This is a genomic window from Okibacterium sp. AC114 (assembly GCF_979253355.1).
The window spans coordinates 1,604,823-1,617,352 of sequence record NZ_CEEDBR010000001.1; the positions used below are offsets into that span (position 1 = coordinate 1,604,823).

General features: G+C 65.7%; 11 protein-coding genes. 5 read left to right on the top strand and 6 right to left on the bottom strand.

Annotated elements, in window-relative coordinates:
* Window positions 1–2 precede the first annotated feature (2 nt).
* The 4 genes from ACZ6IE_RS07620 (at window position 3) to ACZ6IE_RS07635 (ending at window position 2,730) form a co-directional block, all read left to right on the top strand.
* Window positions 3–1,214 (top strand): phosphoglycerate kinase, encoded by a 1,212-nt coding sequence (locus ACZ6IE_RS07620; RefSeq protein WP_464607433.1) that lies wholly within the window; start codon window positions 3–5, stop codon window positions 1,212–1,214.
* Window positions 1,208–1,996 (top strand): triose-phosphate isomerase, encoded by a 789-nt coding sequence (gene tpiA / locus ACZ6IE_RS07625; protein ID WP_464607434.1) that lies wholly within the window; start codon window positions 1,208–1,210, stop codon window positions 1,994–1,996. The genes ACZ6IE_RS07620 and tpiA overlap by 7 nt, the downstream gene beginning before the upstream one ends.
* Before the next feature lie 80 nt (window positions 1,997–2,076).
* Complete coding sequence (gene secG / locus ACZ6IE_RS07630; RefSeq protein WP_077053189.1) at window positions 2,077–2,328, top strand: preprotein translocase subunit SecG; 252 nt, start codon at window positions 2,077–2,079, stop codon at window positions 2,326–2,328.
* Between the two features lie 30 nt (window positions 2,329–2,358).
* Window positions 2,359–2,730, top strand: a complete 372-nt coding sequence (locus ACZ6IE_RS07635) for an RNA polymerase-binding protein RbpA (RefSeq protein WP_077053188.1) — start codon at window positions 2,359–2,361, stop codon at window positions 2,728–2,730.
* A 265-nt stretch (window positions 2,731–2,995) separates the two neighbouring features.
* Here ACZ6IE_RS07635 and pgl read toward each other — a convergent pair whose 3' ends face one another.
* From pgl to tkt, 6 genes are read right to left on the bottom strand one after another with little or no spacing between them, the layout of a single operon-like run.
* Window positions 2,996–3,766 (bottom strand): 6-phosphogluconolactonase, encoded by a 771-nt coding sequence (pgl, locus tag ACZ6IE_RS07640; RefSeq protein ID WP_464607435.1) that lies wholly within the window; start codon window positions 3,764–3,766, stop codon window positions 2,996–2,998.
* Window positions 3,767–4,753, bottom strand: a complete 987-nt coding sequence (locus ACZ6IE_RS07645) for a glucose-6-phosphate dehydrogenase assembly protein OpcA (RefSeq protein ID WP_464607436.1) — start codon at window positions 4,751–4,753, stop codon at window positions 3,767–3,769.
* A complete protein-coding gene (gene zwf, locus ACZ6IE_RS07650; protein WP_445995889.1) occupies window positions 4,750–6,294 on the bottom strand; it encodes a glucose-6-phosphate dehydrogenase in 1,545 nt (514 codons plus the stop codon). The genes ACZ6IE_RS07645 and zwf overlap by 4 nt, the downstream gene beginning before the upstream one ends.
* Window positions 6,295–6,310: 16 nt before the next feature.
* Window positions 6,311–7,933, bottom strand: a complete 1,623-nt coding sequence (locus ACZ6IE_RS07655) for a glucose-6-phosphate isomerase (RefSeq protein ID WP_464607437.1) — start codon at window positions 7,931–7,933, stop codon at window positions 6,311–6,313.
* Window positions 7,930–9,039 (bottom strand): transaldolase, encoded by a 1,110-nt coding sequence (gene tal / locus ACZ6IE_RS07660; RefSeq protein ID WP_464607438.1) that lies wholly within the window; start codon window positions 9,037–9,039, stop codon window positions 7,930–7,932. Before tal ends, ACZ6IE_RS07655 begins: the two co-directional genes overlap by 4 nt.
* 46 nt (window positions 9,040–9,085) lie before the next feature.
* Window positions 9,086–11,179, bottom strand: a complete 2,094-nt coding sequence (tkt, locus tag ACZ6IE_RS07665) for a transketolase (protein ID WP_464607439.1) — start codon at window positions 11,177–11,179, stop codon at window positions 9,086–9,088.
* 294 nt (window positions 11,180–11,473) lie between these two features.
* On the opposite strand from tkt, the gene ACZ6IE_RS07670 reads away from it, so the two are divergent.
* Window positions 11,474–12,406: a heme o synthase gene (locus ACZ6IE_RS07670; RefSeq protein WP_464607440.1), complete on the top strand. Its 933-nt coding sequence runs from the start codon at window positions 11,474–11,476 to the stop codon at window positions 12,404–12,406.
* The last annotated feature ends 124 nt before the right edge of the window (window positions 12,407–12,530 follow it).

Sequence of the window (12,530 nt, forward strand, 5' to 3'; positions counted from 1 at the left end):
ATATGTCTCTTCGCACACTCGAATCCCTGGGTTCGGTGGCGGGCAAACGCGTCGTCGTTCGGTGTGACCTCAATGTTCCTCTCAAGGATGGGGTCATCACCGACGACGGGCGCGTTCGCGCGTCTCTGGAGACCCTCAACGTTCTGATCAACCAGGGCGCCCGCGTCATCGTCATCTCGCACCTCGGTCGTCCCGACGGAGCGCCCGAGGCGAAGTACTCCCTCGCGCCCGTGGCCCAGCGCCTCTCCGAGCTGCTCGGCAGCCCCGTCACCTTCGCCAACGACACCGTTGGCGATAGCGCCCGCGAGGCCGTCGAACAGCTGACCGACGGCAACGTCGTGCTGCTGGAGAACCTGCGGTTCAACCCGGGGGAGACGAGTAAAGACGCCAACGAGCGTCGTGCCTTCGCGGCACAGCTCGCCGAGTTCGGCGACGCGTTCGTGTCGGACGGCTTCGGCGTCGTGCACCGCAAGCAGGCCAGCGTCTACGAACTCGCAGAACTCTTGCCGAGCGCCGCCGGCACGCTCATCGCCACCGAACTCGAGGTGCTCGACAAGCTCACCGAGAAGCCAGAGCGCCCTTATACGGTCGTCCTCGGCGGCTCGAAGGTGTCCGACAAGCTCGGCGTCATCGGTCACCTGCTTCCGCGGGTGGACAACCTCCTCGTCGGCGGCGGCATGCTCTTCACCTTCCTCAAGGCTCAGGGACACAACGTGGGTTCGAGCCTCCTCGAAGAGGACCAGCTCGACACGGTGCGCGGCTACCTGGCCGAGGCCGAAAAGCGCGGCGTCAAGATCGTGCTGCCGACCGATGTGGTCGTGGCGGCGAAGTTCGACGAGAGCGCCGAGCATGTCATCCGCGGTGTCGATGCCATCGAAGACACCCCGTTCGGTTCGTCCGGCCTGGGTCTCGACATCGGCCCCGACACGTCAGAGGCTTTCGCCGCCATCATCCGCGATTCGAAGACCGTGTTCTGGAACGGCCCCATGGGCGTATTCGAACTCACGCCCTTCGCCGCGGGCACGAAGGCCATCGCTCAGGCGCTCACCGAGACCGACGGTCTCAGCGTAGTCGGAGGTGGCGACTCGGCCGCGGCAGTTCGCGCGCTCGGTTTCACCGATGACCAGTTCGGTCACATTTCGACGGGAGGCGGAGCGAGCCTCGAATTCCTCGAAGGCAAGCGTCTCCCCGGCCTGGAGGTACTCGGATGGTAAACACCCGCACCCCGCTCATCGCGGGCAACTGGAAGCTCAACCTCGACCACCTGCAGGCGATCGCGTTCGTGCAGAAGTTGGCGTGGAGCCTGTCCGATGCCAAGCATGACCCGAGCACCGTCGAGGTCGCCGTGTTCCCGCCGTTCACCGACATCCGCTCGGTGCAAACGCTGGTCGCGGCCGACAAGCTGCCCATCGCCTATGGTGCCCAGGATGTTTCGGAGCACGAGTCCGGCGCCTACACCGGTGAGATCTCCGCCACGTTCCTGCGGGCCCTCGAGTGCGGCTACGTCATCGTGGGTCACTCCGAGCGCCGCACGCTGCACAACGAGACCGATGAGCAGATCGCCGGCAAGGTCGCTGCAGCCGTGCAGCAGAACGTCGTTCCCGTGATCTGCGTCGGGGAGACGAGCGAAGACCTCGAGAAGCATGGCCCAAGTGCTGTTCCCGTGGCACAGCTGAAGGTCGCCCTGTCGAAGATCTCGTCGACCGCCGACATCGTCGTGGCCTACGAGCCCGTGTGGGCCATCGGTTCGGGCCAAGCGGCCACGCCGGAGCAGGCGGAGAACGTTGCCGCAGCTCTGCGCGAGGTCATCCGGGAAACGCTTGGCGACGACGTCGCGCAGAAGACCCGCATTCTTTATGGCGGATCGGTGAAGGCCAACAACATCGCGGGCTTCATGCGTGAGCCCAATGTCGACGGCGCTCTCGTCGGCGGCGCGAGCCTCGACCTGAACGAATTCTCGAGCATCGTGCGCTACCAGAAACATGTTGGTGTGTGACGTTCGAGGTTTGACGCGCTTCTCCCGCTATAATTGACGACGGTCGCCGGAATTCCGGTTCCGCCGTATGAAAGGCCCCCGTGGAAATTCTTCAGGTAGTACTGCTGGTTGTGCTCGGCATCACGAGCCTCCTGCTCACGTTCCTCATCCTCTTGCACAAGGGGCGAGGTGGCGGACTCTCCGACATGTTCGGTGGGGGTATGTCGTCGAACCTCGGGTCCTCCGGTGTCGCCGAACGAAACCTCAACCGCATTACGGTCATCCTGGGCCTGGTGTGGTTCGCCACCATCGTGGCGTTGGGTTTGATCACCAAGTTCCAGTCCGGCGTTTGATCGCCGAGTCAGACAGAAGGAGATAGGCACATGGCTGCAGGAGGAAGCGCAATCCGGGGATCCCGTGTAGGCGCAGGCCCCATGGGGGAGCAAGACCACGGATTCCACGCCGAGCGCGTGGCGGTGTCCTACTGGGATGCCCTCGGCAACGAGACGGTTCGTCACTTCGCGGCGAACCTGCCTGACGAGGAGATCCCTGAAACAATCGACTGCCCCGCATCCGGTCTTCCGGCCGGTCGCGACCGGGCCAACCCGCCGGCGCTGTCGAAGCTCGAGCCTTACAAGACGCACCTCGCTTACGTGAAGGAACGTCGCACCGAGGAAGAAGCCGAGCAGCTGCTCGAAGAGGCCCTTCAGCAGCTCCGCGCCCGTCGCGGAACGCTGGCCTCGGCAAAGAAGTAGGCACGAGCACACATCATCCTCAAGAGGGGGCCCGGGAACACATGTTCCCGGGCCCCCTCTTGTGCGCGCAGCACTCACCCTCGCACTCGCCGTGACATGCGAGCACGCGCCCAGCGGGTGCCAACATGATCCCGGAAATGCACCAGCTGCAGCATGCCGAAGATTGATCCAGCTGAGCGGAGAGCGACCCTGTACCGCTGGGAGATACCAAAATCGCCTCCCCGCACGGTGGCGAGGAGGCGATTGGAGTGTTTGTTGCGCGAGCCTAGTAGGACGGCGCGATGAGCGACTCGGGAACTTCAGCGGCGGCATCCTGATCAACGAAGAAGACCGTGCGCTTGCGACCCTTGATACCGGCGACCGGGACCTCATGGAAGCTCGCACCCGCCATGCCCAGACCCAGGGCGGCCGCCTTGTCGGCGCCCGAGAGCACCAACCAGATGCGGTCGGAGCCGTTGAGCACCGGACGCGTCAGGCTGAGACGCAGGGGAGGCGGTTTCGGTGCATCGCGCACAGCCACCACGGGAACGTCTTTCACGCCCACCTCAGGACGGTCGGGGAAGAGCGACGCGATGTGCCCGTCCGGCCCGACGCCCAAGAAGGTGATGTCGAAGCGAGGAACCTCGTTGCCGTCCATCGCGAACGTGGCGAGCTCGGCCGTGTAGACGGCCACGGCCTCATCTAGGTCGGCGACCTCGTCAGAAGCCGGGAACGGGTGGATGTTCTCGGCGGGAACGGGAATGTGATCGAGCAGAGCGGCGCGCGCCCCCACATCGTTGCGATCCTCGTGACCGGCCGGAACAAAGCGTTCATCGCCCCACCAGAAGTGCACCCGCGTCCAGTCGACGCTGTCGCGCGCGCTGGACTCATTGATGGCGCTCATCACGCCGGTGCCGGCGCGACCTCCGGTGAGGACGATGTTCGCTGTGCCCAAATCGTCCAACAGATCGACGGTTTTGGTTATGAACCGGGCAGCTACCGATCCGAAGAGAGCGGTGTTGTCTGGGTGAACCAGCACGCGTCGATCGTTGGTCATCTAGTTTGAGCCTTTCGTGGGCAATTCCGCCTCGTCGAGCTGACCGAGACCAGTTGTGAGCACGTCACCGTACAAATCGTCAGGATCGAGTCTACGCAATTCCTCGGCCAGGCAATCACGCAGGCTGCGGCGTGGTAAGGCGAGATCGTGCGTCGGCTGGTTCGGCTGAACGAGTGTCGCGACGTTCGCCACGGGGCGCTCGAGGTCGATGTCACCGGAAGCGCGGGTCAGCCGCACACCGTGGATGCCGGATGAACCCGCCCCACGAGAGGTCAACTCGTGCTTCACGTTCACCTTCAGCTGCAGCTGCAACCACGCCGCGAGGAGCACGGTCGACGGCGAGTCGGCAGCGCCCGAGACCTGCGCCTCGAGCACGGGCTCGTACGGCGGCTGGTCGAGCACGGCGGCGAGCTGGGCCCGCCACAGCGTCAGACGCGTCCACGCGAAGTCCGTGTCGCCGGGCGCGTAGGTGCGTGCCAGGTGCAGCAGGGCTTCGTGCGGGTCATCTTGCGCGGAAGCATCGGTGATGCGTCGCTGGGCGATGCGGCCGAGAGGAGACGTCGAGGCCACCTCGGGAGCCTTTCCCGGCCACCACGCGACCACGGGCGCGTCGGGCAGGAGGAGGCCGGTGATCAGGCTCTCCTCGTTGTTGCCCGCTTCACCATAGGCACGCAGGATGATGACCTCGCTCGCGCCGGCGTCGCCGCCGACTCGGATCTGCGCGTCAAGGCGAGCCGTCTTGGCGGCCGTGGCGGTTGCGGACGACCCCGCGGCCTCCTCGGGCTCTTTCGACAGCACGATCACGCGCATGGGGTGCTCGCGCGATGCGTCGTTGGCCGCCTCGATCGCCACCTCTTCGGTGCCAAATTCGGCGGCGATCACGAGTGTGAGCACGCGGCCGAGGGCGACAGCGCCACCCTCGTCGCGAATCGTGACGAGCTTCTTGGTGATCTTGCTCGTCGTCGTGTCGGGAAGATCGACGATCATGGACGCCTCCAGGTTCGGCCGTCGCGGGCCATCAATTCATCGGCACCGGCGGGGCCCCAAGTGCCCGGCTGATACTGCTCGAGCTTTCCGCCCTGTTTCGCCCAGAACTCTTCGATCGGGTCGAGGATCTTCCACGAGAGTTCGACCTCTTCGTGGCGGGGGAACAGCGGCGGGTCGCCCAGGAGGACGTCGAGGATAAGACGCTCGTAGGCCTCGGGGCTCGCCTCGGTGAACGCGTGGCCATAACCGAAGTCCATGGTCACATCGCGCACCTGCATGGCGGCACCCGGGACCTTGGAGCCGAACCGGATGGTGACACCCTCGTCGGGCTGAACGCGGATCACGAGTGCGTTCTCGCCGAGCTCGGAGGTCTGGCTCTTCTCGAAGAGGTACTGCGGCGCGCGCTTGAACACGACCGCGATCTCGGTCACGCGGCGGCCGAGGCGCTTGCCCGCACGCAGGTAGAACGGCACACCGGCCCAGCGACGCGTGTTGATGTCGAGGCGCATTGCCGCGTAGGTCTCGGTCGTCGATTCGGGGTTCATGCCGTCTTCGTCCAAGAATCCGAGGACCTCTTCGCCACCCTGCCAGCCACCGGCGTACTGACCGCGAGCGGTCGAGGTGGAGAGGTCTTCGGGCAGACGAACCGCCGCGAGCACCTTCTCCTTCTCGGCACGCAGATCAGCCGCGTCGAAGGAGATGGGCTCCTCCATGGCGGTGAGGGCGAGCAACTGCAGAAGGTGGTTCTGGATGACGTCGCGGGCTGCGCCGATGCCGTCGTAGTAGCCGGCACGGCCACCCACGCCTATGTCCTCGGCCATGGTGATCTGCACGTGGTCGACGTAGTTGGCGTTCCAAATCGGCTCGTACATCTCGTTGGCGAAGCGCAGCGCCAGGATGTTCTGCACCGTCTCCTTGCCGAGGTAATGATCGATGCGGAATACCGAGTCGGCCGGGAAGACCGACTCGACGACGGCGTTCAGCTCGCGAGCCGTCTTGAGGTCGCTACCGAAGGGTTTTTCGATGACCACGCGGCGCCATTCGCCCTCGGCAGGTTCGGCGAGACCCGAGCGACGCAGCTGCTCGGTGACCAGCGGGAACGCCTTGGGCGGGATCGAGAGGTAGAACGCGTGGTTGCCCATCGTTCCCCGCTCGCGGTCGAGCTCGTGGATGGTCTCCTTGAGCTTCTCGAACGCCTCTTCGTCGCCGAATTCACCGGGAACGAATCGGATGCCCTGAGCGAGCTGCGCCCAGACCTCTTCGCGATACTCGGTGCGGGCGTGCTGCTTCACGGCGTCGTGGACGACCTCCATGAAGTCCTGGTCTTCCCAGTCACGACGGGCGAACCCGACCAGGGCGAAACCGGGGGGCAGGAGCCCCCGGTTCGCCAGGTCGTAGACCGCCGGCATGAGTTTCTTTCGGGAAAGATCGCCGGTCACACCGAAGATGATCAGGCCGCTGGGCCCGGCAATCCGGTTGAGACGGCGGTCGGAGGGCAACCGCAGCGGGTTGAACTCCGGGGTGATTTCCACCGGGGACATACTGCTCCTTGTGTGCCTAACGCTCGGAAGCGTTCAGGGATTCGAAGAGTTTTTCGACATCCGCCTGCGCATCGGTGAGCGTGAGGGTGACGACTGGACGGCCGTGCTCGGCGAGCACGCTGGCGTCACCGGCGGCCTGAGCCTGGATGAGCTGGCCAAAGGTGAACGGACGTTCCGGGATCTCGAGGTCGACGTTCGAGACCTCGGTGATCTGCAGGAACACACCGGCGGCGGGGCCACCCTTGTGGTACTGACCGGTCGAATGCAGGAACCGGGGTCCCCAACCGAAGGTCACGGGGCGTCCCGCGCGGGCCGCGAGCAGGTCGCGGATGCCGTCGAGCTGGGGGAGCGCCAGGCGGTTGACGTAGGCCTGGATGGCCACGTAACCGTCGGGTCCGAGCTCGGCGAGCAGCGCGTCTACCACGGCCGAGACGCTCGAGGCGCCTGCAACCACGTTCGAGGTGCCGCGCACTTCGATGCCGCCGTCGACGAAAGCCGGGGCCGTCGCTTCGGGGCGGGCGTCGAGCAGGCCTCGGGTGGCGACCTTGGCCGACTCGACGTCGGGCTGGTCGAAGGGGTTGATGCCGAGCAGGCGACCGGCGATGGCGGTCGCATACTCCCACACCATCATCTGTGCGCCGAGCGTGCCCGACACGAGGATCTCGCCGTGGTGACGGTCGTGCTTCAGCAGGTGGTGCTGGTCGGCATCATCGACGAGGCGAACGATCTGCACGTCGGGGTAACCCGCCGTGATCTCGGTCGACAGGGGTTCGAGGACGACGGGCAGGATGCCCGTGCCCTGCTTGCCCGTGGATTCGGCGATGAGCTGTTCGGCCCAGTCGGCAAAACCGACGATGTGTGTTCCATCGGACACGATTCCGAGCTTGTCGCGGCGCGGCGAGGTGCCCGCGATCGCGGCGGCCAGGATGAGCGCCGGGTTGTGAGCGTCGTCGATGGCGATGTCGACGAGTGCCGACTCCGCTTCATCGAGCAGCTCGTTGAGGTTCACGCCGGCGAGACCCGAGGGCACGAGGCCGAAGGCCGTGAGCGCCGAGTAACGGCCGCCGACGTTGGGGTCGGCGTTGAACACCGTGTAACCGGCCTCACGAGCGGACGCGTCGAGCGGCGAACCCGGGTCGGTGACGACGATGATGCGCTCGCGCGGGTCGATGCCGGCCTCGGTGAACGCGTACTCGTACGCGCGGCGCTGGCTGTCGGTCTCGACCGTCGAACCGGACTTCGAGGACACCACGAGGGCGCTGGTCTCGAGGCGGTCGTTCAGGGCGGAGAGCACCTGGCCGGGGGCGGTGGAGTCGAGCACGGTGAGCTCGACATCCATCGTCTTGGTGATGACCTCGGGAGCCAGGGAGGAGCCGCCCATGCCGCCCAGGACGATGTGGTTGACACCACGCGCCGTGAGGGTTGCACGCAGCTCTTCGATCTGGGCCACGAGCGGTCGCGAGATGCTGACCGCTTCGACCCAGCCGAGGCGCTTGGATGCTTCGGACTCGGCGTCCGCGCCCCACAGGCTCGGGTTCTGAGCCGTGATTCCGGAAGCCAAGAGGTCGTCGACGAGGGTCGGGACGACCTTCTGCACCGCCTCTTCGGCTGCGCCGGTCACATGGATCTTGAAACTCACTTGGCGGCCTCCAGAGCAGCGGTGACGGTGTCGAGCAGTTCGTTCCAGGAGACGATGAACTTCTCGACGCCCTCCTTCTCGAGCAGCGCGGTCACCTCGTCGTAGGAGACGCCGACAGCCGACAGGCGGTCGAGGATGGAGTTGGCCTCGTCGTAGGAACCGGTGATGGTGTCACCTGTGACCTCGGCGTGGTCGAACGTGGCCTCGAGCGTCTTCTCGGGCATGGTGTTGACGACGCCCGGGGCGACGAGCTGCGTCACGTAGAGCGTGTCGGGCAGCTCGGGGCTCTTGACACCCGTCGAGGCCCACAGGGGGCGCTGCTTGTTGGCGCCGGCCTGCAGCAGCACCTGGGCGCGCTCGGAGTCGAAGCTCTGCTCGAAGACCTCGTAGGCGAGCTGTGCGTTGGCGACGCCGGCCTTGCTCTTGAGCGAGAGGGCCTCGTCGGAACCGATGGCGTCGAGGCGCTTGTCGATCTCGGTGTCGACGCGCGACACGAAGAACGAGGCGACAGAGTGGATGGTCGACAGGTCGCGGCCGGCTTCCTTGGCCTTCTCGAGACCGGTCAGGTAGGCGTTAATGACCTCGCGGTAACGCTCGAGCGAGAAGATCAGGGTGACGTTGACGCTGATGCCCTCGGCGATGACGGCCGTGATGGCTTCGAGGCCCTCGATCGCCGCGGGGATCTTGATCATGGCGTTGGGGCGGTCGACCTTGGCCCAGAGGGCCTTGGCCTCGGAGATCGTTCCAGCGGCGTCGTGGGCGAGGCCGGGCTCGACCTCGATCGACACGCGGCCGTCGAAGCCCTTGGAGGCGTCGTAGACGGGGCGGAAGATGTCGGATGCGTTGGCCACGTCGTCGGTGGTGATCTCGAACACGGCGGCGGTCACGTCTTTACCCGCGGCGGCGAGTTCGCGGACCTGCTCGTCGTAGGCCTCACCCTTGGACAGCGCCGAGGCGAAGATCGTCGGGTTCGTGGTCACGCCGACGACGTTGCGCTCGGCGATCAGCTTCTGCAGGCCTTCGGACTTGATGCGCTCGCGCGACAGGTCGTCGAGCCAGATGCTGACGCCGGCGGCGGACAGCTGTGCGGTGTTGGTTTCAGTCATTTTCTTCTGTTCTCCTTGTTGCTCGGTGGTCTGATCGTGGGAGCGATCAGTTGTCGCCGAGCGAGTCTTTGGCGGCCTGGACGACGGCTTCGCGGGTCATACCGAACTCGCGGAAGAGGGTCTTCCAGTCGGCGGATGCACCGAAGTGCTCGATCGAGACGGAGCGGCCGCGGTCGCCCACGATCTCGCGCCAGCCGAGCGACAGCCCGGCTTCGACCGACACGCGGGCGGTGACGGCCTTGGGCAGCACCTTCTCGCGGTATTCCTCGCTCTGCTCGGCGAACCATTCGAGCGCGGGAGCCGAGACGACGCGGGCGTTGATGCCCTCGGCGGCCAGGTCTTCGCGCGCCTGGACGGCGAGCTGCAGCTCGGAACCCGTGGCGATGAGGATGACGTCGGGCGTGCCGTTCGGGGCCTCGGCCAGGATGTAGGCACCCTTGGCGACGTGCTTCGCCGAAGCGAAGGTGTCACCGGATGCTTCGTCTTCGCCGCGCTCGAACACGGCGATGTTCTGGCGCGTGAGGGCGATACCGGCGGGGCCTTCCTGGCGACGCAGGATCTCGAGCCAGGCGTAGCCCACCTCGTTGGCGTCACCGGGGCGGACCACGGCGAGGTTGGGGATGGCGCGCAGCGAGGCGATCTGCTCGATCGGCTGGTGCGTCGGGCCGTCTTCACCGAGGGCGACGGAGTCGTGCGTCCACACGAAGATGGACGGCACGTTCATGAGTGCACCGAGGCGGACGGCGGGACGCATGTAATCGCTGAAGATGAGGAACGTTCCACCGAAGGCGCGCGTCGGGCCGTGCAGCACGATGCCGTTGAGGATGGCCCCCATGGCGTGCTCGCGGATGCCGAAGTGCAGCACGCGGCCGTACTCGTTACCGGTCCACTCGTGGGTCGAGTGCTCGGACGGGATGAACGACGCACCGGACTCGATCGTGGTGTTGTTCGACTCGGCGAGGTCGGCCGATCCACCCCACAGCTCGGGCATGAGCGGCGCGATGGCGTTGAGCACCTTGCCGGAGGCGGCGCGGGTCGAGACGTCCTTGCCGGGCTCGAACACGGGGAGCGCCTCGACGAGGCCGTCGGGCAGTTCGCCGGAGAGCACGCGGTCGAGCAGCTGCTTCTTCTCGGGGTTCTTCTCGGCCCAAGCGTCGAACTTCTTGTTCCACTCCTGGTGGTCGGCTGCGCCGCGCTCCTGCAACGAACGCGTGCGCTCGATGACCTCGTCGGCCACTTCGAAGGTCTGCTCGGGGTCGAAGCCGAGCACTTCCTTCACACCGCGCAGCTCGTCGGCGCCGAGGGCGGAGCCGTGGATCTTGCCCGTGTTCTGCTTCTTCGGCGACGGCCATCCGATGATGGTGCGCAGCACGATGAGCGACGGACGGTCGGTCTCGCCCTTGGCTGCCTCGATGGCGTCGTGCAGCTCGTGCACGTCTTCGACGTATTCGCCGGTCTTCTTCCAGTCGACCGTCTGCACGTGCCAGCCGTAGGCCTCGTAGCGGGCCTTGACGTCTTCGGTGAAGGCGATGTTGGTGTCGTCTTCGATCGAAATCTGGTTGGAGTCGTAGATGGCGATCAGGTTGCCGAGCTGCTGGTGGCCGGCGAGCGAGGATGCCTCGCTCGTGACGCCTTCCTGCAGGTCGCCGTCGCCGGCGATGACGTAGATGTTGTGGTCGAACGGGCTCTCACCGGCGGGGGTCTCGGGGTCGAACAGACCGCGCTCGTAACGAGCGGCGTAGGCGAAACCGACGGCGGAGGCGAGGCCCTGGCCGAGGGGGCCCGTGGTGATCTCGACACCCTTGGTGTGACCGTATTCGGGGTGACCGGGCGTGAGCGAACCCCAGGTGCGAAGCGCCTTGAGGTCGTCGAGCTCGAGGCCGTAGCCGCCCAGGTAGAGCTGGATGTACTGGGTCAGGGAGCTGTGCCCGACCGAGAGGATGAAGCGGTCACGCCCGAGCCAGTGAGTATCGGTCGGGTCTTGCTTCATGACCTTCTGGAAGAGAAGGTATGCCGCGGGGGCGAGGCTCATCGCGGTGCCGGGGTGGCCGTTGCCCACCTTCTCGACGGCGTCTGCCGCCAGCACTCGGACGGTGTCTACCGCCTTGTTGTCGATGGAATCCCATTGCAGAGCTGCCACAGTCTTATTGACCCTTCTTGAGTTGCGGATGACCCTAACCCAGGCCGATCCGGAGGAGATAACACGCACGCGCTGGCATCGTTGGCAGAGTGACGGCACGGCACAGCCGAACACGTCTTGCGGGCATGCAGCCGCGCACGTATTGGTTGGCGAGCGTGTCAAGCATAGCGAGGATGCCTGCCACATTTCGGGAACGTTGCGGGTGATTTCGCCTCGGGCGCAACGGGTCTACAATTTGTGCCCCGCGCCGGATGACCTAGAATCGATAACAGATTTCCACCGGTTAGAGGAGCAATGGACGTTGCCGTAGAGCCCCAGGTCGGCCAGAGACCCATCGACTTCCGAACGAAGCTCAAAGGCTACGTCGCCTTGACGAAACCCCGGGTGATGGAGTTGCTGCTCGTCACCACCATCCCGGTGATGATCCTCGCCCAGAACGGTCTGCCTAATTTCTGGCTGATCGTCGCGACCGTCATCGGCGGCGCCATGAGCGCAGGGTCGGCTGCAGCGTTCAACTGCTACATCGACCGCGACATCGACAAGGTGATGAACCGCACCAAGAATCGTCCGCTCGTCACGGGTGTCCTCACGCCGCGCGAGGCGTACGTGTTCGCGTGGGCGCTGGGCGTTCTCTCGACAGTCTGGCTCGCGCTCACGACCAACCTCGTGGCCGCCGCGCTGTCCGTCGCCGCCATCCTCTTCTATGTGTTCGTCTACACGCTGTGGCTCAAGCGCCGCACGCAGCAGAACATCATCTGGGGCGGCATCGCGGGCTGCTTCCCGGTTCTCATCGGATGGGCTGCCGTCACGGGTGACCTCACGTGGGCACCGTTCATCCTCTTCGGCGTGGTCTTCCTGTGGACCCCGCCGCACTACTGGCCCCTCTCGATGAAGTACCGCGAGGACTACAAGGCCGTCGGCGTTCCCATGCTCGCCGTCGTACGCGGCCGCGCCCAGGTCGGTCTCCAGGTCATCCTCTACGCGTGGGCCACGGTCGCGTGCTCGCTGCTGCTGACGCCCGTCGCGCACATGGGCCTCATCTACACCGCCACGGCGCTCATCGCGGGCGGCTGGTTCATCTACGAGACGCACCGCCTCTACAACCGGGCCATCCGCGGCGAGAAGGTGTCGCCCATGCGCGTCTTCCACGGCTCGATCAGCTACCTCACGCTGCTGTTCCTTGCCGTGGCCATCGACCCGCTGCTGCTCTTCTTCCCCTTCAACTAGGCTCTGTCCGCACCTGCCCGCGAGCACACGAAGAAGCCCCTCCAGTCATCCGACTGCGAGGGGCTTCTTCGTTGTGGGGGATTACCCGCTGACGACGACGGTCGAGCATTGGATGTGGGGCTGC

Bases quoted from the DNA above. Each gene is read 5' to 3' on its own strand.
- ACZ6IE_RS07620 (WP_464607433.1), top strand. From the start codon at position 3: ATGTCTCTTCGCACACTCGAATCCCTGGGTTCGGTGGCGGGCAAACGC.
- tpiA (WP_464607434.1), top strand. From the start codon at position 1,208: ATGGTAAACACCCGCACCCCGCTCATCGCGGGCAACTGGAAGCTCAAC.
- ACZ6IE_RS07635 (WP_077053188.1), top strand. From the start codon at position 2,359: ATGGCTGCAGGAGGAAGCGCAATCCGGGGATCCCGTGTAGGCGCAGGC.
- pgl (WP_464607435.1), bottom strand. From the start codon at position 3,766: ATGACCAACGATCGACGCGTGCTGGTTCACCCAGACAACACCGCTCTC.
- ACZ6IE_RS07645 (WP_464607436.1), bottom strand. From the start codon at position 4,753: ATGATCGTCGATCTTCCCGACACGACGACGAGCAAGATCACCAAGAAG.
- zwf (WP_445995889.1), bottom strand. From the start codon at position 6,294: ATGTCCCCGGTGGAAATCACCCCGGAGTTCAACCCGCTGCGGTTGCCC.
- tal (WP_464607438.1), bottom strand. From the start codon at position 9,039: ATGACTGAAACCAACACCGCACAGCTGTCCGCCGCCGGCGTCAGCATC.
- ACZ6IE_RS07670 (WP_464607440.1), top strand. From the start codon at position 11,474: ATGGACGTTGCCGTAGAGCCCCAGGTCGGCCAGAGACCCATCGACTTC.